Here is a 20927-nt window from a genome sequence, read left to right on the forward strand (position 1 = left end):
ACTTCTTAGCGCGCTCGAAGGAAGCAATGATTTCTGCTTTAGCCGCTGCTGCGTTGTCCCAGCCTTCAACTTTAACCCATTTGCCTTTCTCGAGAGCTTTGTACTGCTCGAAGAAATGGGAGATCTGCGCTTTCAGCAGTTCTGGCAGGTCGTTCACATCTTTAATGTGATCGTATTCTTTGCTCAGTTTGGTGTGCGGAACCGCAACCAGCTTGGCATCTTCGCCCGCTTCGTCGGTCATTTTCAGCACGCCAACTGGACGGCAGCGAATCACAGAACCTGGTTGCAGTGGGTACGGAGTTGGAACCAGAACGTCAACCGGGTCACCATCTAAAGACAGGGTGTGGTTGATGTAGCCGTAGTTGCACGGATAGAACATTGCAGTGGACATGAAACGGTCAACAAACAGCGCGCCGGTGTCTTTATCAATTTCATATTTGATAGGGTCAGCGTTCGCTGGGATTTCGATAACAACGTAGATGTCTTCCGGCATATCTTTGCCCGCAGGGACGTTGAGTAAGCTCATGTCTTTTTCCTTTAAACTGATGTCATTCAAGTGCCGCGTATTATAGCTAACTCGATTTAAATGTCTTCGCCTCTTTTTGCCTTCACTTCTCACCAGCACCCGTTTCCAGAACCTTCCGACACCGGAAAAATCCATAAACATAGCCGTATTATTAATAAAATTGTGTAAGCGGTTACAAGCTTGCAGGTGACTTGTTTGAATTGTGATGTAACTCATTCTGTTACGCCGCACGTCGACTATAGTTTTTTTCGAAGTCCACAATTTAACCAACAATAACCCTACGAGGATGTACCTATGTGGAAGCGCTTACTTTTGGTCTCAGCTGTCTCCGCAGCCATGTCGTCTATGGCGATAGCGGCTCCGTTAACGGTCGGATTTTCGCAGGTAGGTTCTGAATCCGGCTGGCGCGCAGCAGAAACGTCCGTTGCAAAGAGCGAAGCTCAAAAACGTGGAATCACGCTGAAAATCGCCGATGGCCAACAAAAACAAGAAAACCAGATTAAAGCTGTACGTTCATTTATCGCCCAGGGCGTAGACGCCATCTTCATTGCGCCAATCGTCGCCACGGGTTGGGAGCCGGTATTACAAGAAGCAAAAGAGGCAAAAATCCCGGTATTCCTGCTCGACCGTAATATCGATGTTAAAGATAAATCGCTGTATATGACCGTCGTCACTGCCAACAACGTGCTGGAAGGCCAGCTCATTGGCGAATGGTTGCTCAAAGAGTTGAACGGCAAAGCGTGTAACGTGGTTGAGCTGCAAGGCACCGTGGGCGCGAGCGTAGCAATCGACCGTAAAAAAGGTTTTGCGGACGCCATTTCTAAAGCATCTAACGTGAAAATCATCCGTTCTCAGTCTGGTGACTTTACCCGCAGCAAAGGTAAAGAAGTTATGGAGAGCTTCATCAAAGCTGAGGACAACGGCAAAAACATCTGCATGGTTTACGCGCATAACGATGACATGGTGATCGGGGCGATTCAGGCGATTAAAGAAGCGGGTCTGAAACCAGGCAAAGATATTCTGACTGGTTCAATCGACGGCGTACCGGACATCTACAAAGCGATGATGGATGGCGAAGCTAACGCCAGTGTTGAGCTGACGCCAAACATGGCAGGCCCGGCGTTTGACGCACTCGAGAAATTCAAGAAAGACGGCACCATGCCGGAAAAAGTGACCATCACTAAATCAACGCTGTACCTCCCGGATACCGCGAAAGAAGAGCTAGAGAAGAAAAAATCGATGGGCTACTAAGCTGCTTTACCCCTCACCCTAGCCCTCTCTCCTAAGGGGAGAGGGGATTGGATCGAGTGTGGTTTGATTTTTCCCCCTCTCTCTTTTAGGGAGAGGGTTGGGGTGAGGGTCTAATAATGAACACAAACAATCAGGAAATTCTGCGCACGGAAGGCTTATCGAAACATTTCCCAGGGGTTAAGGCGCTCGACAAAGTGGACTTTAGCCTTAATCGTGGCGAAATCATGGCGCTACTGGGTGAAAACGGAGCAGGGAAATCAACGCTTATCAAAGCCCTTACCGGCGTTTATCAGCGCGATAGCGGCAATATTTACCTCGAAGGTGAGCTTATCTCGCCAAAAAACACCGCCCACGCCCAGCAACTCGGTATCGGTACGGTGTACCAGGAAGTTAACCTGCTGCCGAACATGTCGGTGGCAGACAATCTGTTTATTGGCCGCGAGCCGCGTCGCTTTGGCTTTTTACAGCGCAAAGAGATGGAAAAGCGCGCCACCCGCTTGATGGAATCCTACGGATTTTCGCTGGATGTTTCCGAGCCGCTGAACCGCTATTCCGTGGCGATGCAGCAGATCGTCGCGATCTGCCGCGCCATTGATCTGTCGGCCAAAGTGCTGATCCTTGATGAACCGACCGCCAGCCTCGATACCAAAGAGGTCGAAATGCTGTTCACTCTGATGCGCCAGTTGCGCGATCAGGGCGTCAGCCTGATCTTTGTCACTCACTTTCTCGATCAGGTTTATGAAGTTACCGACAGGATCACCGTTCTGCGCAACGGCGCGTTTGTCGGCACGCGCAAAACCGCCGAGTTACCGCAGATCGAGCTGGTCAAAATGATGTTAGGTCGTGAGCTGGAAACCAACGCATTGAACCGCGCAGGCCGCACCTTACTAAGCGATAAGCCCGTTGCAGCGTTCAAAGATTTCGGCAAGAAAGGGGTGATCAACCCGTTCAATCTTGAAGTCCGCCCCGGTGAGATCGTCGGCCTGGCGGGCCTATTGGGATCCGGGCGCACCGAAACCGCCGAAGTGATATTTGGGATCAAGCCAGCAGACAGCGGTAATGCGTGGATCAAAGGCAAGCAACAATCGCTGCGATCGCCGCATAAAGCCTCGTCGCTCGGGATTGGTTTTTGCCCGGAAGACAGGAAAACTGACGGCATTATTGCCGCCGCCTCGGTACGTGAAAACATCATTCTGGCATTGCAGGCCCAGCGCGGCTGGCTGCGGCCAATTCCAAAGCGTGAGCAATATCAGATAGCGGAACGGTTTATCCGCCAGTTGGGTATCCGCACGCCCGGCCCGGATCAGCCGATTGAATTTCTCTCCGGTGGCAATCAGCAAAAAGTCCTGCTGTCGCGCTGGTTACTGACCAAACCCCAATTCCTGATCCTCGACGAACCGACGCGTGGGATCGACGTTGGCGCACATGCTGAAATTATCCGTCTGATCGAAACGCTGTGTGCCGATGGACTGGCGCTGCTGGTTATCTCTTCCGAACTCGAAGAGCTGGTGGGGTATGCGGATCGCGTGATCATCATGCGTGACCGGCAGCAAGTGGCGGAGATCCCACTCGCTGAGCTTTCCGTATCGGCAATTATGAATGCCATTGCGGCATAAGGAGTTAAACGTGATGCCTCGTTCATTGCCGCAGGCCGAAGTTGAAAAGCCAAAGCGCAGTTTTCGCTGGCCACCAGGCATTCCGCAACTGGTCGCATTGGTGCTGGTGTTGCTGGTTGATAGCCTGGTCGCCAACCATTTCTTCGATATTGTGGTGCAAAACGGGCGGTTATTTGGCAGCCCGATAGACATTCTTAACCGTGCGGCACCGGTCGCATTATTAGCCATTGGCATGACGCTGGTGATCGCCACCGGCGGTATCGATCTTTCAGTTGGCGCAGTGATGGCGATTGCAGGTGCCACGGCGGCAACGTTAACCGTCGACGGGCACAGCCTGACGGTGGTGATCCTCTCTGCACTTGGTGTCGGTATTCTGGCGGGTTTGTGGAACGGAATTTTGGTAGCGATCCTCAAGATTCAGCCGTTTGTCGCGACACTTATCCTGATGGTTGCCGGGCGCGGTGTGGCGCAACTGATTACTGCCGGGCAAATTGTTACCTTCAACTCGCCCAACCTTTCATACCTTGGCAGCGGCGCGCTGTTCTTCTTCCCGACGCCGGTGATTATCGTGCTGGCAACGCTGCTGGTTTTCTGGCTATTCACCCGTAAAACGGCGCTGGGTCTGTTTATTGAATCGGTTGGGATTAACATTCGCGCGGCGAAAAACGCCGGGGTGAATACTCGCCTCGTCGTGATGCTGACCTACGTGCTCAGCGGCCTGTGCGCTGCAATTGCCGGGATCATCGTCACCGCAGATATTCGCGGTGCCGATGCCAACAACGCCGGATTGTGGCTGGAGCTGGACGCCATTTTGGCGGTGGTGATCGGTGGCGGTTCGTTAATGGGTGGGCGCTTTAACATCGCGCTCTCCGTGATTGGCGCGCTGATTATCCAGGGGATGAACACTGGCATTCTGCTTTCTGGTTTCCCGCCTGAGCTTAACCAGGTGGTGAAAGCAGTGGTGGTGATGTGCGTGCTGATTGTTCAGTCACCGCGTTTTATTGCTTTGCTCAAAGGACTCCGTCGCCATGATCAAACGTAACTTGCCGTTGATGATTACCCTGGCGGTGTTTGTGCTGGGGTATCTGTACTGCCTGACGCAATTCCCCGGTTTTGCCTCAACGCGGGTAATTTGCAATATTCTGACTGATAACGCGTTTCTGGGAATTATCGCCGTCGGCATGACCTTTGTGATCCTCTCTGGCGGCATCGATCTTTCGGTCGGTTCGGTGATCGCCTTTACCGGGGTATTCCTCGCCAAAGCGATCGGCTTCTGGGGGTTATCGCCGCTGGTGGCTTTCCCGCTGGTGCTGGCAATGGGTTGTGCCTTTGGCGCGTTTATGGGGCTGCTGATTGATGGGCTGAAAATCCCCGCTTTTATCATTACGCTCGCTGGAATGTTCTTCCTGCGCGGGGTTAGCTACCTGGTGTCCGAAGAGTCCATTCCCATTGATCACCCGATTTACGACACGCTTTCCAACCTCGCCTGGCGCATTCCTGGTGGCGGCCGTTTAAGTGCCATGGGGCTGCTGATGTTAGCCGTAGTAGTGATCGGCATTTTCCTTGCGCACCGTACCCGCTTTGGTAACCAGGTTTATGCGATTGGCGGCAACGCCACTTCAGCAAACCTGATGGGGATTTCCACACGCAGCACCACCATCCGCATTTATATGCTTTCAACCGGGCTTGCCACGCTCGCCGGAATTGTGTTTTCGCTCTATACCTCAGCGGGTTATGCGCTGGCGGGAATGGGCGTTGAGCTGGACGCCATTGCCTCGGTGGTTATCGGCGGCACACTGTTAAGTGGTGGAGTCGGAACGGTGCTGGGCACGCTGTTTGGCGTGGCGATTCAGGGGCTGATTCAGACGTATATCAACTTCGACGGCACGCTCAGTTCGTGGTGGACGAAAATCGCCATCGGCATTTTGCTGTTCATTTTCATCGCCCTACAGCGCGGCCTGACGGTGCTGTGGGAAAACCGCCAGAGCTCGCCAGTGAAGCGTGTTGATGTGAAGCCGAACAAAGCTCAATCGCTTTGATTAAACTTTCCCCGGTGATGGCCGATAACACACCCATCGTTCTGTCACCGGGAAAAGAGCATGTTGAGAAATTTGTCTATTCGCACGGGGCTGCTGACGTTACTGGCAGTCATGACCTTCCTGTTGTTATTTGTCAGCGGCATGGGCATTTATGCGCTGCAACAAAGCTCGACTTCACTTCAGAAAATCAATCGCTTACAGGGCGAACAGATGGTGCGTTTGTCTGATGGCTATGTTTCTTTGCTACGGGCGCGTAATGGTGCAGGGCAGGCGGTCAGGCAGATGGAGATTGGTTTGCTGGAGGATGCGGCCAAATCCACAGATTACGTGGCCAGTGATGTCACTCAGGCGCAACAGCAGCTCAAAGAGTTTATCGACAACGGCGTGAATGACGACGAGGGCAACCGCCTGGTGCAGAATTTATCGCAAAGTTATGCGGAATACCTCGCAAAAGGCATTAACCCAATGCTTGCCGCCCTTAGCAAACAAAGCCCTGATGATTACTACGACCTGCTGGAAAAGACGCTGATTCCGCTATCGCAAAAGTTTGATACTGACGTCGATATTTTCAAGCAGTGGGGCGAGGCGCGCGGCAACAGCGAAGTTGAAGCAGTGCAGTTGCACAAAAAAATTGTTCTGACGTTGATTATTATCGCGGCATTGCTCACCGCCGGGATTATCGTGCTGGTGTGGCTGGCGCTACGTCACTTACTGCTTAAACCGCTGAATCAGTCGATTGAGCAACTGGAGTTTGTCGCCAAAGGTGATTTGACCCAGCCGTTGCCGCCTGCGGGTAATAACGAATTTGGCCGTCTGGCCGCGGCAATTACCATCATGCGTGATTCGCTGATGGAATCGGTAAGCCGCGTGCGTGACGCCAGTTCGCAAATTGATACCGGCAGCCGCGAACTGGCGGCAGGCAACCAGAACCTGGCTCAGCGTACTGAATCGACCGCCACTTCTCTTGAGCAAACCGCTGCCAGCATGGAACAGATCACCGCGACGGTGAAACAGAACGCCGACAACGCCGGGCAAGCGCATAAACTCGCCAAAGACGTGTCCGATACCGCCGACCGTGGCAGCGAAATGGTGTGCTACGTGATTGAAAAAATGCGTGATATCTCCAGCAGTTCCGATCGTATTGCCGACATCCTTAGCGTTATCGACGGTATCGCCTTCCAGACCAATATCCTGGCGCTGAATGCCTCGGTTGAAGCGGCGCGAGCCGGTGAACAAGGGCGTGGCTTTGCGGTGGTGGCAGGCGAAGTTCGCACTCTGGCAAGCCGCAGCGCCGATGCAGCAAAAGAGATCCGCTCGTTGATTTCTGAGTCGCAAAATCATGTTGGCGAAGGCCGGGAACTGGCTCAACAAGCCGGTGAAACGATGGATGAAATTGCCGAAGAAGTGATGCGCATGACTCGCCTGGTGAGTGAAATCGCTAATGCGTCAAATGAGCAAAGTTATGGTATCGAACAGGTGAATATTGCGGTGAGTCAGATGGATGAAGCGGCACAGCAGAATGCGGCATTGGTTCAGGAATCGACCGCGGCTACACGTTCACTGGAGGAGCAGTCGCAGCATTTGGTGGCGGCAATGGCGACGTTCAGGTGTTGATTTTTTGAAAGCCATCCTCACCCCGACCCTCTCCTTGAAGGAGAGGGAGAAAACCGGGCAATCCCTCTCCCGTGGGCTGTCTCTTAGTCACATCTTTGAGGGCCGCTTCCTGCCGAGCCGGACCCGAAATTCAAGGTCAAAGTCAAAAGCCAGAGCGGTTTTGACCTTGTCCCCGGCTTCAATCGCGGTGTTTTTTACCCTTCAGTTGGGGTCACGTGGTCGGGAACCACGTGAGAGAGCGATCGTCGGGAACGGATCGCGAACGACCCCGAATGTTGGGTGAAAAACGGTGTTTACCGCTTTAGCGGCGATTGATTTGCCGGGCGCCTGGATTATCAAGGGGTTGGCGTTAACCCCTTGATACGTTCACCGTTTACTGGAATTAAAGAGGTAACTGAACGCAAGGGTGAACGGAAAACCTGCGAGGCTAACAGATCTCGTCCTGACAAGATTGCCAGGACGAGTTGTGTATAAGAGACCGCTCCCGTGGAAGAGGGTGAAGGCAAAAATTATGCGTCCGGATACTCACGAATAAAACGCTCAACATCATCAACCATATGCTCGTTACCGACAAAGAACGGGCGGCGTTGATGCAGGGTTTCAGGGATGATATCCAGAATTCGCTCTTTACCGTCGCTGGCTTTACCGCCGGCTTGTTCCGCAAGGAACGCCATCGGGTTACCTTCATACAGTAAACGCAATTTCCCTTGTGGGTGGCTTGCGGTACTTGGATACAAATAAATCCCGCCTTTCAGTAGGTTACGGTGGAAATCTGCCACCAGAGAACCAATGTAGCGTGAGGTATATGGGCGCTGCGTGTTGGCGTCTTCTTCCTGACAGAACTTAATGTATTTCTTCACGCCAGTTGGGAAGCGGATGTAGTTCCCTTCGTTGATGGAATAGGTGCTGCCAATTTCCGGGAAGCGCATACGTTCCTGGCACAGGCAGAACACGCCCAGTGAAGGATCGTAAGTGAAGGCGTGTACACCACAACCGGTGGTGTAAACCAACATGGTTGAGGAGCCGTAAACGACATAACCTGCCGCGACCTGGCGATTGCCTGGCTGAAGGAAATCAGCTTCGGTAACAGGTGTGCCGACTGGCGTGATACGGCGATAGATAGAGAAAATAGTCCCGACTGACACGTTGACGTCGATGTTAGATGAGCCGTCGAGCGGGTCCATCAGCACCACATATTTGGCATGTTCCGCGCCTTCGAAAACAACAATGTCATCTTCTTCTTCGGAAGCAACACCGGCCACAATCCCTCGGGCTTTCAATGCTGCTTTCAGTTTTTCGTTCGCGAACAGATCGAGTTTTTGCTGTACCTCGCCCTGGATATTTTCAGCTCCGCTGGCACCCAGAATATCCACCAGACCCGCTTTGTTGATATCGCGGTGGATAATTTTTGCGCCGAGCTTTATCGCCGACAGCAAGGCAGTCAGTTCACCGGTTGCGTGCGAGAACTCGTGCTGCTTTTCGACAATAAATTCACCTAACGTTTTCATAACCCTTTCCCTGCATCTGTCAGTTGAGTAAAACGATTGCAACAATCCTAACAAATATTCAAATAGTAGCGTACAGGTGAATCGCGCCAGCTAAATGCGGAATAACCTGAAATGCGATTTGCCACCATTCAACATGCGGTTAGAATGTGTGCCTAAGAATAAAAGGACAGTTTTATGCGCATTCATATTTTGGGTATTTGCGGCACGTTCATGGGTGGTCTGGCAATGCTGGCTCGCTCGCTCGGCCATGAAGTTACTGGCTCGGACGCTAATGTGTATCCGCCAATGAGCACTCTGTTACAAGAGCAGGGTATTGATTTAATCCAGGGTTACGACCCAAGCCAGCTCGACTCACAACCGGATTTGGTGATCATCGGCAACGCTATGACTCGCGGTAACCCGTGTGTTGAAGCGGTGCTGGAGAAAAGCATTCCTTACATGTCAGGCCCACAGTGGTTGCACGACTTTGTGCTGCGCGACCGTTGGGTGATTGCGGTGGCGGGGACGCACGGCAAAACGACGACGGCAGGCATGGCGACCTGGATTCTGGAGGCCTGCGGCTACAAGCCTGGTTTCGTCATCGGCGGCGTGCCGGGTAATTTTGATGTTTCTGCACGTTTGGGTGAAAGCTCATTCTTCGTGATTGAAGCAGATGAATACGACTGTGCGTTCTTCGATAAACGTTCCAAATTCGTGCATTACTGCCCGCGCACGTTGATCCTCAATAATCTTGAGTTCGATCACGCGGATATTTTTGACGATCTGAAAGCGATTCAGAAACAGTTCCACCACCTGGTGCGCATCGTACCGGGGCAGGGGAAAATCATCTGGCCGGAAAACGACGCCAATATTAAGCAGACGCTGGCGATGGGTTGCTGGAGCGAGCAAGAGCTGGTGGGTGAGCAAGGCCACTGGCAGGCTAAGAAACTCAACCCTGATGCTTCCAATTGGGAAGTGTATCTGGATGGCGAGCGTGTCGGCGAAGTGCACTGGCAGTTGGTTGGCGAACACAATATGCATAATGGGCTGATGGCGATTGCCGCTGCGCGTCATGTTGGTGTTACACCTGCGGATGCCGCGAAAGCACTGGATAGTTTTGTGAACGCCCGTCGTCGCCTGGAATTGCGCGGTGAAGAAAACGGCGTAACGGTATACGACGATTTTGCTCACCATCCAACAGCGATTCTGGCAACGCTTGCGGCACTGCGCGGCAAAGTAGGCGGAACCGCACGTATTCTGGCGGTGCTTGAGCCACGTTCTAACACCATGAAAATGGGGCTGAGCAAAGACGATCTCGCGCCATCTTTAGGTCGTGCAGATGAAGTGTTCTTGCTTCAGCCTCCGCATATTCCATGGCAAGTGGTAGAAGTCGCGGAAGCCTGCATTCAACCAGCGCACTGGAGTGCGGATGTCGACACGCTGGTGGATATGGTGGTGAAAACCGCCCTGCCTGGCGACCATATTCTGGTGATGAGCAACGGCGGTTTTGGTGGTATCCACCAGAAATTGCTGGATGGGTTAGCGAAGAAAGCTGAAAACCAGTAATGGAAAAACCCGCAAATGCGGGTTTTTTTAAAGGCGGTAAAATTCATTCGTAGGTCGGATAAGCAACGCGCCATCCGACATTATTTGGTGGATGACGCTGCGCTTATCCACCCTACAAATTCTGATGTCCTAACCCTGGGCTTCAGCCAGTTCACGCAGATATGAGAATATCTGACGATAAGATTTTGGCGGCTTGTTAGTGGCCTTCTCTTTCTGGGCGTTGCGGATCAATACGCGCAGTTGCTGGCGGTCAGCTTCTGGGTAAAGTCTTAGCACTTCGGTCATCGCGTCATCACCTTCTTCAACCAGACGATCGCGCAATGCTTCCAGTTTGTGGAACAGGGCAACTTGCTGGTTGTGGCGGTTTTTCAGTTTATCGAGCGCTACGCGGATTGGGTCCATGTCGCGCGAACGCATCATTTTGCCAATTAACTGAACCTGACGGCGACGGCCTTCTTTTTTGATTTTCTGAGCCAAATCAATCGCGGCACGCAAATCTTCATCAAGAGGGATTTTGTCGAGCGCGTTCTTGCCCAACTCCATCAGTTCCATACCCAGGCGTTTTAATTCCTCGGCATCACGCTTAATTTCGCTTTTACTGACCCAGATAATCTCATCATCTTCGTCTTCATTTTCGTCATCTGGGACGTCGTCGAGCCAGTCATCGGGCTGCTTAGTCATATTAGGCTCCTTAAAAAAAGTGGCTAATTCTACCAGTAAAGCCTGTTCACTGCGAAATTGTTCTGTTCTGGGTTAGACTTAATTCACTCACCTTACATTATGGCAGTAGCGATGAAAGTAAACACGCAAGTAGCACAACAACGTCAGGTTCTGGAACAAGCGGTATCTCAGGCGCTGGAATTGGCTTCCGCTCAGTCCGATGGCGCAGAAGTCGCCGTCAGTAAAACCACTGGTATCAGCGTAAGCACCCGATACGGTGAGGTGGAAAACGTCGAATTTAATAGCGATGGTGCGTTAGGCATCACCGTTTATCATCAAAACCGTAAAGGCAGCGCCTCCACGACTGACTTAAGCCCGGATGCCGTTGCGCGTACCGTGCAGGCGGCTTTGGATATCGCCAGATACACCTCCCCGGACCCATTCGCCGGTGTGGCAGAAAAAGAATTACTGGCCTTTGAAGCGCCAGATTTAGATCTTTTCCACCCGACAGAAATGGACGCTGACCGCGCTATTGAGTTAGCCGCACGTGCTGAAAATGCTTCGCTGAACGTCGATAAGCGCATCAACAATACCGAAGGCGGCAGCTTTAACAGCCACTACGGCATCAAAGTTTTCGGCAACAGCCACGGCATGCTGCAAAGCTATTGCTCCACACGCCACTCACTTTCCAGCTGCGTGATTGCTGAAGTGAACGGTGAGATGGAGCGTGATTACGCCTATACTATTGGCCGCGCGATGGAAGACCTGGATAGCCCTGAATCCGTGGGCATTGAATGTGCGCGCCGCACTTTAGCGCGCTTGTCTCCGCGTAAACTGTCTACTATGAAAGCTCCGGTGATGTTTGCAGCAGAAGCGGCGACAGGTTTGTTCGGTCACCTGGTAGGCGCGATTGCGGGTGGTTCGGTGTACCGCAAATCTACTTTCCTGCTGGATTCTTTGGGTAAACAAATCCTGCCGGAATGGTTGACCATTGAAGAGCATCCGCATCTGCTCAAAGGCCTGGCGTCTACGCCGTTCGATAGCGAAGGCGTACGTACCGAGCGCCGTGACATCATCAAGGACGGCATCCTGCAACAGTGGCTGCTGACCAACTATTCCGCACGCAAACTGGGCCTGAAAAGCACCGGCCATGCGGGTGGCATTCACAACTGGCGCATCGAAGGGCGCGGCCTGGACTTCGCAGGCATGCTCAAAGAAATGGGCACCGGTTTAGTTGTGACTGAATTGATGGGGCAAGGCGTGAGCGGTATCACTGGCGACTATTCACGCGGTGCGTCTGGTTTCTGGGTTGAGAATGGCGAAATTCAATATCCGGTGAGCGAAATCACTATCGCCGGAAACTTGAAAGATATGTGGCGTGAAATTGTCACAGTAGGTAGCGATATTGAGAAGCGCAGTAATATTCAATGTGGTTCAGTGCTGTTGCCGGAGATGAAAATCGCCGGTCAGTAAATTGGCAAAGGGTGCGACCTGCCGCACCCTTCTTATAATAAAGAGGTGATTGATTCATGCGAAAGCAACTGATTGCAATGTTGGCTGTATCGACCGTGTTATTTTCCGCAACGAGCATGGCGAAAGATGTGGGTGATGATATGGATATCATCGCGGAGAACTACAAAACCGTGTTGAAAACCGATAACGCGGCTGAGCTAAAAACCTCGCTCAACAATATGCGTACCGCAGCACTGGATGCGCAAAAAGGCACTCCCCCTAAACTTGAAAGCAAAGCCGCGGATAGCGCGGAGATGAAAGACTACCGCCACGGCCTGGATTTACTGGTCGGTCAAATCGATGGTGCGCTGAAACTGGCCAACGAAGGCAAAGTGAAAGAAGCACAAGCGGCGGCGGAAGAGTTTAAAACCACTCGTAATGCCTACCATAAAAAATACCGCTAAGCTGATACTGGTCCTTCCATTGAGGGCCTGAACATATCTGCATATCTTTATAAGGACATCTGATTTATGAAACCGATTCAAACGATTATTAAAAGTGCCGCTACCGTTTCGTTACTCGCGTTTAGCGTTTTTTCCGCCAATGCCCAAATTTTGCCAGTCGCGGGAGATTTCCAGGCCGATCATTTTTCTGCGAAAGTCGTTTCCGTTGATCAAAAAAACCATGTCGTGGTTTTAGAGGGAGAGAAGGGCAATAAAGTCTCATTCAACGTGCCAGAAGAAACCGGTACGCTGGCTAATCTGAAAGCCGGTGATGTTGTTGATACCACCGTGACACGCTCTGTTGCCGTCGCTTTTGATACCAATGTTGATAAAGCCGCGCCAACCGCTTCATCCACCAAAGGGATGGAGAAAGCCACCGAAGCAAGCCCAGAGCACGAAGCTTTCCGTCAGGTTAACGTTCAGCTTAAAATCAAACATATCGATCTGAAAAACAACACCGTGACCTTCGTCGGCCCTAAAGGGCAGGAGAAAGTGATTACTGTTGAAGACCCAGAAGTTCAGGCGCGTTTGAAAGAGATGAAAGTGAACCAAAGTGTCCGTGTGACCTACACCGACTCGATTAAAATCACTGCTCAGCAGGCTAAATAACCCGCCATGCGTTGAACCCCTCTTTCTGATTTTGGGGAGAGGGGAAATAACAGCAGCTTGCTAATCACTCATTCAAACAGTTCGGCATGGGTGCCTAAATCAGAAAAGGCAACAGTTCTGCTGGCTTCATCAACGTAATACACCAGTAAATAATCACCCCCAATATGCAGTTCTCTGTACCCGCTATATTCCCCCGTTAGAGCATGGTCGAAGTAATAAGCCGGTAAAGGATTACGTGAAGCAATAAGCCACATTGCCGCTGAAACAGCGTTCATGTCATGGCGGCCAGCTTGGTTGTAACGCTCCCAGGCTTTGCTAAATGATTTTGTGTGTTTTGTCTGATACGGCAGCTTCACCCGTTTGTTGTTGGCCATTATTCAGTGCGTCCATTTGCTCGTTTACATCGGAAAATCCACTTTTGCCGTTTTGAAGGATCTCTTGCGTTTCGCGCATGGCCTGAATCAGGCGAGGACTGGGTTTACGATTAATGTCGAATGGCAGGCCTTCATTAATCACCACTTGTTCGACAAAAAGCCGCAGTGCGGTGCTCATTGTCAGACCACAACTTTCGAGGATTTCGGTGGCTTTTTGTTTTGTCTGGCTGTCGATGCGAGTACGAATGACTGAGTCCATTATTGCCTCCTTTGTTTGAGTAGCTTCATTGTAGCTACAATTCGGACTTATTCAACTACGGCAAAGTCATCACCTGAAACCGTTCGCCTCAAACAGTCGTAACCATTTTACAAACTTTCCTCCCTCCGCCCACCGTCATAACTTCACTCTGCGGCATGTCTCGCAATCACCATTTTTCATTGATTGCCTGAATGCCTCCCCCTTAAAAGTTTCCGATAAAGTGTCCTGAAACCACATTTTCTTCACTGGTTCATAACCCATTTGTTGTTTTTTGACACAAAGACTGTGTGTTTTTTGATCTTCAGGCGGCGTGGTTTTGAGATCTTAATTACAAAATGAATCGAAATTTCTTTTTGAGTGAAATAATGTTTCATTTTATCGGCTTTCAGTGAGTAAATACTTCCGAATCGAATTAGTTCCACATCGAAACTATGGATATTAGGGAGTCTTAGGGATGCTGCATTTGAAACATGTTTTGCCAAAAATTTCGCTAGTTGCTACCGCTGTCGCGGCCACGATTTTGCTGAGCGGATGTGGCGATGACGCTGCCCCAACAGGCACCGTAACGCTGAAAACTGCGTTCAACCAATCCGAAAATAACCCACAATACAAAGCATTAGTCTCTTTCAGCGAAAAGCTGGAATCTGAAACTAAAGGCCGTTACAAACTCGAAATCCACCCGAATGAACTGTTAGGCGACCAGCGTGCATCACTGGAACTGGTGCAGTCCGGTGCAATTCAGTTGGCCGTAGTGGCGAACCCACTGGTCGAAAACTTCAATAAAAACTTCTCTGTTCTGGCGATGCCATACGTCTACGACAACCCTGAACACCAGCGCAAAGTGTTTACTTCTGGTGTGCTCGACAGCCTGTTTGCTTCCACCAAAGGAACCGGCTTTGAAGTGGTCACCGCGTATACCGCGGGCGCACGTAGCGTTTATACCAAAGGTGCCGCAGTCACCAGCCCGGCCGATATGAAGGGCAAGAAAATCCGTGTGATGCAGTCTGACACGATGATCAAAATGCTGAGCTGCATGGGCGGCACAGGCGTACCAATGGGGCAGGGTGAAGTGTACTCCGCCATCCAACAGGGCGTGCTGGACGGTGCTGAGAACAACGAAATTACTTACGCTGACCTCAAACAATACGAAGTGGCACCTTACTTCTCAAACACGCGTCACGTGATGGTGGCTGACTTGTTAGTGGCTAACGAAAGCTTCCTCGCCAAAATGGATGAAGCCGACCGCGAACTGTTCCGCAAATTAGCCAAAGAGAGCACCGTGACTCAATTTGAGCTGTGGGATAAAGCCCTTGATGGTGCGCGTCAAACTGCAAAAGATAAGGGTGCAACCTTTACCGAAGTGGATATCAAGCCTTTCCAGGAAAGCTGCAAGCCACTGCAATCTGCGATGTTAACCACGCCTGAACAAAAAGCGTTGTACGAAAAAATTCGTGAGCTGGCCAAGTAATTACCCATCCTGAAGTCGCTTGAGTAGAGAAGTTTAGGGGGATGTTTTCATCCCCCTTGGAGATTAAAATGAAAGTTGCTCAACCCGCCCCCATGTCCACATCTGGTTTTTATTCGCAGCTGACGCGAGTAAAACAGGCCGTTGATAAAGTTGCGTCCTCACTGTGTATTCTGATTGTCGGTTTAATGACCTTGCTGGTGACCTGGCAGGTGGCCTCCCGTTATTTATTTAATAGCCCGAGTGCGGTTAGCGAAGTGCTGGCGCGTTATTTGTTTATCTGGCTGGTACTGATTGGTGGGGCTTATGTTTTTGGCCTGCGCGAGCATATGGCGATTACTTTTATGCGCGACAAAATGCCGCGTAAATTCCGCCTTTCACTGGAAATATTGGGTGAGCTTGCCACTTCTGTATTTGCATTGCTGGTGCTGACTATTGGTGGGTATATCGGTATGAACCGCCAGATGGCACAGCTTGATTCCGCCTTACAAATTCCTATCGGCATTATCTACATTGCGATCCCGCTAAGCGGCGCATTGACGCTGTTCTATTGCCTGTATAACCAATATGGGCTGTTCAGAAAGTTCTCTTCGAAACAAGATTGATTAGGTGTCGACATGGATATTGCGATTGTTGTTGCGCTAGTAATGTTTAGCGGTGTGTTAATTTTGCTGATGGCGGGTGCGCCAATTAGTATCAGTATCGGCATTTCTTCTTTTGCAGCGATGTTACTTATTCTGCCGTTCGATGGTGCGATATTAACTTCTGCTCAGCGTGTTTTTGTTGGCCTCGACTCCTTTGCCTTATTAGCCATTCCTTTCTTTATATTGGCGGGGAATTTAATGAACAATGGCGGGATAGCCATTCGTTTAATTAACTGCGCAAAAATGGTCAGTAATTTCCTGCCTGGCCCTCTGGCACAAACCAACGTGGTCGCCAACATGCTGTTTGGTTCCATCAGCGGTTCTGGCGTGGCCTCGGCGGCGGCAGTGGGCGGCATCATGTCGCCGATTCAGAAAAAAGAGAACTACGATCCCGCGTTTAGTGCCGCGGTGAATATCGCTTCTGCACCAACCGGTATGCTGATCCCGCCAAGCAACTCACTGATTGTTTACGCAACGGTTGCGGGTAGCGTATCAATTTCTGCGCTGTTTATGGCCGGTTACGTGCCGGGTATTCTCTGGGGCTTAGGCGTGATGATTGTCGCCGGGATAATTGCTAAACGTCGCGGTTATGTGGCTGACCGTTCAGCTGACAAAGGCCAGACGCTGCGTATTCTGTTTGATGCGATTCCAAGCCTGATGATGATTGTTGTGGTGATTGGCGGCATTCTGGGCGGCGTATTTACCGCGACTGAAGCGTCGGCAATTGCGGTGGTTTATTCGCTGGTGCTCGGCATTATTTATCGCAACATCAAACTGGACGATTTGCCGCAGATATTCCTCGCGACCGCGAAAATGACCGCGATTGTTATTTTCATGCTGGCGGCGTCTTCTATCATGTCGTGGGTGATGGCGTTTACCAAAATCCCTGCGCTGATTGCTTCCGGCCTACTTTCTGCGACTGACAGCTTTGTTGTTATTCTGCTGATTATGAATGTGGTATTGCTGCTGGTGGGTACCTTTATGGACCCAACGCCTGCGGTATTAATCTTCACCCCAATCTTCCTGCCAATCTGCATGCAGTTTGGCATGGACCCGGTGCAGTTCGGTATCATGATGGTGTTTAACTTGTCGCTCGGCACGATTACACCACCGGTAGGGCCAATCTTATTTACCGGCTGTAAAGTCGGGGATATTAAGATTGAGCGCGTGATTAAACCGTTGCTGCCGTTCTTCGCGGTGATTGCGATTGTTCTGATGATGGTGACGTATTTACCGGCTATCTCTATGGCGCTGCCACAGAGTATGGGTCTGGTAAAATAATAAAAAAATGAGCGGGGGAAACCCCGCTCAAAATTTAATTTAGAAGCTGTACTTTACCCCAACCATTGCGGCGGCGTCGTTATAGCCTTTATCGCCGACCTGAACGCCGACATTACCCCACAGATTCAGATTGTTATTCAGCTGCCCCTCAACACCGGTTTTAATTTCCCCGATATCGCGTGCGCCACTCTGATAAACGCTCTCGCCATCCATGCGGGTGCCGAAGTCCTGAGTGTTATGGATCCAGTTAACTTCCACAAACGGCTGGAAGGTGCGGTTTTTACCGTCATCCACTTTGCTGTGGCCTTTCAGGTAAGTGCGCACACCCAGACGAGTCTGGATATTGTCGTCACCTTCACCGTTGATGCGTGTGCCGTTACTTTCACGGTGGTCGTCTGCCTTAACACCCATCCAGATAGCCTGTGCCTGAGGCTGGATATACCACTCATTCAGCGAACCCTGGCTGCCGGTGTACTCGCCCAGTTTGTGGGTGTAACCCAGCTCAATGGAAGCGGTGATACCGCTTGATTTGTAGGACTCGCCCTGAATATCCTGGCCTTTCACATCGTTGTTGAACCAGCCGTACTGCGCCCAGCTATCCACATAAGTACCCTGATGTGTTTCGTCATTTTCATACCAGGTGGCGTAAAGCCCGGCGCTGTAACCATCCACAGAACCTTTGGAATGATAACCGGTAACACTGGAGTGGCTGTTGCTGCTGTTGTTGCCGTAACCGCCCATCGCCCCAAGGTGCAGACGTTGCAGGCCGTCGCCGCTCCACTGTGCCAGATCGCCGCCCAGTTGCACCACGTAACGGTTGCTTTGGGTTTTGAGCTGACCGCTGCTGTCTCTCCAGTTGTTATGCCCGCCAACCTGACGTAACCACAGGCTGGTGACTTTCTGCTCGCCGGTCAGCGCATCGGTATATTGAGTTTCCCCTAAACGGTCATGCAGTCGGGTCACAAACATGGTGTTAGCTGCCGCCAGGTTAGCGGTATAGCTGGCTGATTCCGGGCGAACAGTCGGTGTGCCTTGCTGACCTGATTCTGACGGCGTTGGTGTTGGCGTTGGTGCTGGTGCTGACCGGTCAGGTGAAGTCAGTGGCGGTTGTGCTGGTGGCACACCCGGCGCAGGCTCGGTTGGCGGTGTGGTATCCAGACTTGTCAGATACCAGTTAGCGCCTTTTTTCACCAGGCTGTAATCATACGCGCCGGCAACAATACGCCCTGATTTGGTGAAGGTACCGTCAGACTGGCCTTTGACATCAACAACTTCGATGCCTTCAACCGTCTTCGCTCCGTGCCCACCGACATTGTTGATCTGCATAAAAGTGTTGCCGCTGGTATTACCGTTGACCAGCAGTTTGTCGGTTACGGAAGCGTCATCACCCAAAACAGTGTTCATCACCAGAGTACCGTCCTGGCCATTCCAGTTATTGGCGGTCAGGGTGTGCCCGCTTGTCATTGGCGAGGTCGTTGGCGCGGCATAACGGATAGTCCCGGCGAGGTTAACATCGTCGACTACGGAATCCGCAGTCATATCCCAGCTACTGGATTTATCGATGTTGACGTCGGTTGGGTCAATCCAGCCGGTCAGATTTGCACCGTTACGCAGAGAAAGCGCAGTGTTGTCTTTGGCGATGATATTACTGACTAGCTGTGCGCCGCCGTTGCTGCCATCAAGCACTAACTCGCCGCCATCGATATGGGTGTCACCTGTCCAGCCTGTTTTACCGGTCAGCGTCAGGGAACCGTCACCGGTTTTGGTCAGGCTGCCTTTTGAGGTGCCATCGACAATGTCACCGGCGTAGGTGGAATTGTCCGCGGTCGTCGCGTTATGGGTTGTCAGCGTTGCGCCGTTAAGCTGAACCTGGCCACCGGTGCCGCCAAGGCGATTCACCAGTTGGTTATTGCCGTTCAGATCAAGCACACCGCCATTGACGTTGACTTCATTGCTGGTAGCAATGCTATTAACTACATCAGTACGCAGAGAGCCTGCATTGACGATAGTTTTGCCGGTGTAGGTATTTTGGGCGGTTAAAATGGTGGTGCCAGCACCTTGTTGAGTCATCGAACCTGTGCCGGAAATCACACCAGACAGTGTGGTTTCCGCTGGGTTATTGATGACAAATTCGCTGTTGTTGAGGACATCACCAACCAGTGACCCCGCCGTAGTGCCATTACCCAGTTGCAGAGTGCCGCCGCTGATGGTGGTGCCACCGGTGTAGGTATTCGCGCCAGTCAGCACGGTTGTGCCGTTTAAGTTGGTCACTGAGCCATTGCCTGACACGACCGGTGAGAACAGGTAATTTCCTGAAGTGTCAGAATGATTAAACACCAGCGCATTGTTGGCATTGCGCAAATCAATTGTTGGTGTTTCCAGTGTGCCTGGCGCAGTCGCTGTTGAACCTTCCTTCGCACCGACGTAGATCTTACTTCCGTCGCCAGCCACGTTGATGCCGCCTTCGGCAACCATTTTACCTTGGTTTTCAACAATCAACGTGCCCGTGCTTTGTGTCACACTGGCATCGGTAGATGTAAAACCAATCGAGAGTGTGTTGTTTGTTCCGACGTTCCATGTTGAGCCAGGGCCGCTTATGGAAGCGGTACCGAAAGATCCGCTCCCTGAGGCAATTTCCCCGCCATCGCTGTTCAATGAACCATCAGCCGAGATATTTAACGTACCCACACCGCTGGCTCCCACGCGCATTGGGCCATCGGTAACCGTCCAGTTTGAACCGCTGCCGCTGATGTTCACTGTACCGTTAGAGTCAGCGTTGTAACCAATAGAAGTCCCGGAGGTGGAAGTGATTTTACCTCCGTTAGTAATGTTTACTGTCCCTGTGCCACTGGTTCCGACGGTGATCCCGGAACCTGAGTCGGCAGTCGCAAATATATGGGAATTGGCACCATCGACATTAACGACACCTGTACCCCCTCTGTTTTGCCCGACATTAATAAACATGGTGTACATTTTGCCACCATTATTAATATTCAGTGTACCTACGCCTCCGCCACCTACTGCGGTGGTTCCGCGGCCTGACGGGGCATTGGCGGAAGTCACACTATCGTACCAGGTGCCACCATTGACCGTTACTGTTCCGCTATCACCTCTGCTATAGCCGAGGACGGAACCAGTATCACCGCCCGTGTCTTGCCCTGCGACAACTGTCTCGCCTTGTTTAATCAGCAGAGAACCTGTACCGCTTTCGCCTACATATAATGCATCCGGATTTGCCGGAAGGTCGGCAACAGTTTTCGTGCCATTGACGGTGACTGCGTGTGCTGCGGTGCTACACAGCGAAGCAACAATAATTAAACCCAGCCCTTCGCGGGATACTGCTTTATAAATATATTTCATACGTATGTTGTCTCAGGAATTATGGTTCTTACGATCGTGATATAAAGGTTGTTATTGTCTGTTATTTATTGGCTGCAATAAACCCTCTGCATGGTTGTGATGAAATGGGTTTTATTGATTTGCTTAGATGTGATTTATCTACTTTAGATACGGTTGTTATTCTGTAATGTATCATTTTTAAAAATGTGGCGGAATATAAATCGCCTTACTAATAATAAGTG

18 protein-coding genes are annotated in these 20927 nt (G+C 51.3%); 12 read left to right on the top strand and 6 right to left on the bottom strand.

The features are described from left to right. Positions 1–526, bottom strand: a 526-nt coding sequence (gene ppa, locus MES37_RS17630) for an inorganic diphosphatase (protein WP_064540588.1), incomplete at its 3' end; no start/stop codon positions are given. A gap of 294 nt (positions 527–820) precedes the next feature. Here ppa and ytfQ point away from each other — a divergent pair. The 5 genes from ytfQ (at position 821) to MES37_RS17655 (ending at position 7046) form a co-directional block, all read left to right on the top strand. After that, complete coding sequence (gene ytfQ, locus MES37_RS17635; RefSeq protein ID WP_133522805.1) at positions 821–1777, top strand: galactofuranose ABC transporter, galactofuranose-binding protein YtfQ; 957 nt, start codon at positions 821–823, stop codon at positions 1775–1777. 116 nt (positions 1778–1893) lie between these two features. Beyond that, positions 1894–3393 carry a galactofuranose ABC transporter, ATP-binding protein YtfR gene (gene ytfR / locus MES37_RS17640; protein WP_133522806.1) on the top strand — a complete coding sequence of 500 codons (1500 nt, stop codon included), beginning with the start codon at positions 1894–1896 and terminating at the stop codon, positions 3391–3393. 10 nt (positions 3394–3403) lie between these two features. Beyond that, a complete protein-coding gene (gene ytfT / locus MES37_RS17645) occupies positions 3404–4435 on the top strand; it encodes a galactofuranose ABC transporter, ATP-binding protein YtfT (protein ID WP_121814442.1) in 1032 nt (343 codons plus the stop codon). Further along, a complete protein-coding gene (gene yjfF, locus MES37_RS17650) occupies positions 4422–5432 on the top strand; it encodes a galactofuranose ABC transporter, permease protein YjfF (RefSeq protein WP_121814441.1) in 1011 nt (336 codons plus the stop codon). Before ytfT ends, yjfF begins: the two co-directional genes overlap by 14 nt. Positions 5433–5492: 60 nt before the next feature. After that, a complete protein-coding gene (locus MES37_RS17655; protein WP_232887227.1) occupies positions 5493–7046 on the top strand; it encodes a methyl-accepting chemotaxis protein in 1554 nt (517 codons plus the stop codon). A 509-nt stretch (positions 7047–7555) separates the two neighbouring features. On the opposite strand, the gene fbp is transcribed toward MES37_RS17655, so the two are convergent. After that, positions 7556–8554 (bottom strand): class 1 fructose-bisphosphatase, encoded by a 999-nt coding sequence (gene fbp, locus MES37_RS17660; protein WP_064540570.1) that lies wholly within the window; start codon positions 8552–8554, stop codon positions 7556–7558. A gap of 174 nt (positions 8555–8728) precedes the next feature. On the opposite strand from fbp, the gene mpl reads away from it, so the two are divergent. Continuing rightward, positions 8729–10099 carry a UDP-N-acetylmuramate:L-alanyl-gamma-D-glutamyl-meso-diaminopimelate ligase gene (gene mpl, locus MES37_RS17665; RefSeq protein WP_237932182.1) on the top strand — a complete coding sequence of 457 codons (1371 nt, stop codon included), beginning with the start codon at positions 8729–8731 and terminating at the stop codon, positions 10097–10099. A gap of 129 nt (positions 10100–10228) precedes the next feature. Here the strand turns inward: mpl and yjgA are convergent, their stop codons facing one another. Next, on the bottom strand, positions 10229–10780 hold the full coding sequence (gene yjgA / locus MES37_RS17670; protein ID WP_064540565.1) for a ribosome biogenesis factor YjgA: 552 nt from the start codon (positions 10778–10780) through the stop codon (positions 10229–10231). A gap of 99 nt (positions 10781–10879) precedes the next feature. On the opposite strand from yjgA, the gene pmbA reads away from it, so the two are divergent. From pmbA to MES37_RS17685, 3 genes are all read left to right on the top strand, one after another. Next, positions 10880–12232 carry a metalloprotease PmbA gene (gene pmbA, locus MES37_RS17675; RefSeq protein ID WP_064540562.1) on the top strand — a complete coding sequence of 451 codons (1353 nt, stop codon included), beginning with the start codon at positions 10880–10882 and terminating at the stop codon, positions 12230–12232. A 56-nt stretch (positions 12233–12288) separates the two neighbouring features. Continuing rightward, positions 12289–12675 carry a cytochrome b562 gene (gene cybC / locus MES37_RS17680; RefSeq protein ID WP_064540559.1) on the top strand — a complete coding sequence of 129 codons (387 nt, stop codon included), beginning with the start codon at positions 12289–12291 and terminating at the stop codon, positions 12673–12675. A 66-nt stretch (positions 12676–12741) separates the two neighbouring features. Beyond that, complete coding sequence (locus MES37_RS17685) at positions 12742–13323, top strand: hypothetical protein (protein ID WP_064540558.1); 582 nt, start codon at positions 12742–12744, stop codon at positions 13321–13323. Between the two features lie 68 nt (positions 13324–13391). Here MES37_RS17685 and MES37_RS17690 read toward each other — a convergent pair whose 3' ends face one another. Together MES37_RS17690 and MES37_RS17695 are read right to left on the bottom strand one after the other, a co-directional pair. Further along, positions 13392–13697, bottom strand: coding sequence for a type II toxin-antitoxin system RelE/ParE family toxin (locus tag MES37_RS17690; protein ID WP_237932184.1), 306 nt, complete (start codon positions 13695–13697; stop codon positions 13392–13394). Continuing rightward, entirely contained in the window at positions 13639–13956 is a 318-nt protein-coding gene (locus tag MES37_RS17695; RefSeq protein WP_121814439.1) for a type II toxin-antitoxin system RelB/DinJ family antitoxin, read from the bottom strand. Before MES37_RS17695 ends, MES37_RS17690 begins: the two co-directional genes overlap by 59 nt. 454 nt (positions 13957–14410) lie before the next feature. Between MES37_RS17695 and MES37_RS17700 the strand changes: the two genes are divergently transcribed. The 3 genes from MES37_RS17700 to MES37_RS17710 all read left to right on the top strand — a co-directional run bounded on the left by MES37_RS17700 (position 14411) and on the right by MES37_RS17710 (position 17346). Further along, the gene (locus tag MES37_RS17700; protein WP_064540549.1) at positions 14411–15424 is read left to right on the top strand and encodes a TRAP transporter substrate-binding protein; all 1014 of its coding nucleotides are present in this window, start codon (positions 14411–14413) and stop codon (positions 15422–15424) included. Between the two features lie 68 nt (positions 15425–15492). Continuing rightward, on the top strand, positions 15493–16026 hold the full coding sequence (locus MES37_RS17705; RefSeq protein ID WP_208856712.1) for a TRAP transporter small permease: 534 nt from the start codon (positions 15493–15495) through the stop codon (positions 16024–16026). A gap of 12 nt (positions 16027–16038) precedes the next feature. Beyond that, positions 16039–17346 carry a TRAP transporter large permease gene (locus MES37_RS17710; RefSeq protein ID WP_064540546.1) on the top strand — a complete coding sequence of 436 codons (1308 nt, stop codon included), beginning with the start codon at positions 16039–16041 and terminating at the stop codon, positions 17344–17346. Positions 17347–17385: 39 nt separating this feature from the next. On the opposite strand, the gene MES37_RS17715 is transcribed toward MES37_RS17710, so the two are convergent. Then, positions 17386–20706, bottom strand: coding sequence for an autotransporter outer membrane beta-barrel domain-containing protein (locus MES37_RS17715; protein ID WP_064540543.1), 3321 nt, complete (start codon positions 20704–20706; stop codon positions 17386–17388). Between the last annotated feature and the right edge of the window lie 221 nt (positions 20707–20927).

Source organism: Buttiauxella sp. S19-1, assembly GCF_022134725.1.
Taxonomy (GTDB): domain Bacteria; phylum Pseudomonadota; class Gammaproteobacteria; order Enterobacterales; family Enterobacteriaceae; genus Buttiauxella; species Buttiauxella ferragutiae.

Excerpts from the sequence above, each read along its gene's own strand:
- ytfQ (WP_133522805.1), top strand. The coding sequence starts at position 821 with ATGTGGAAGCGCTTACTTTTGGTCTCAGCTGTCTCCGCAGCCATGTCG.
- ytfR (WP_133522806.1), top strand. The coding sequence starts at position 1,894 with ATGAACACAAACAATCAGGAAATTCTGCGCACGGAAGGCTTATCGAAA.
- yjfF (WP_121814441.1), top strand. The coding sequence starts at position 4,422 with ATGATCAAACGTAACTTGCCGTTGATGATTACCCTGGCGGTGTTTGTG.
- MES37_RS17655 (WP_232887227.1), top strand. The coding sequence starts at position 5,493 with ATGTTGAGAAATTTGTCTATTCGCACGGGGCTGCTGACGTTACTGGCA.
- fbp (WP_064540570.1), bottom strand. The coding sequence starts at position 8,554 with ATGAAAACGTTAGGTGAATTTATTGTCGAAAAGCAGCACGAGTTCTCG.
- mpl (WP_237932182.1), top strand. The coding sequence starts at position 8,729 with ATGCGCATTCATATTTTGGGTATTTGCGGCACGTTCATGGGTGGTCTG.
- yjgA (WP_064540565.1), bottom strand. The coding sequence starts at position 10,780 with ATGACTAAGCAGCCCGATGACTGGCTCGACGACGTCCCAGATGACGAA.
- pmbA (WP_064540562.1), top strand. The coding sequence starts at position 10,880 with ATGGCAGTAGCGATGAAAGTAAACACGCAAGTAGCACAACAACGTCAG.
- cybC (WP_064540559.1), top strand. The coding sequence starts at position 12,289 with ATGCGAAAGCAACTGATTGCAATGTTGGCTGTATCGACCGTGTTATTT.
- MES37_RS17685 (WP_064540558.1), top strand. The coding sequence starts at position 12,742 with ATGAAACCGATTCAAACGATTATTAAAAGTGCCGCTACCGTTTCGTTA.
- MES37_RS17690 (WP_237932184.1), bottom strand. The coding sequence starts at position 13,697 with ATGGCCAACAACAAACGGGTGAAGCTGCCGTATCAGACAAAACACACA.
- MES37_RS17695 (WP_121814439.1), bottom strand. The coding sequence starts at position 13,956 with ATGGACTCAGTCATTCGTACTCGCATCGACAGCCAGACAAAACAAAAA.
- MES37_RS17700 (WP_064540549.1), top strand. The coding sequence starts at position 14,411 with ATGCTGCATTTGAAACATGTTTTGCCAAAAATTTCGCTAGTTGCTACC.
- MES37_RS17705 (WP_208856712.1), top strand. The coding sequence starts at position 15,493 with ATGAAAGTTGCTCAACCCGCCCCCATGTCCACATCTGGTTTTTATTCG.
- MES37_RS17710 (WP_064540546.1), top strand. The coding sequence starts at position 16,039 with ATGGATATTGCGATTGTTGTTGCGCTAGTAATGTTTAGCGGTGTGTTA.
- MES37_RS17715 (WP_064540543.1), bottom strand. The coding sequence starts at position 20,706 with ATGAAATATATTTATAAAGCAGTATCCCGCGAAGGGCTGGGTTTAATT.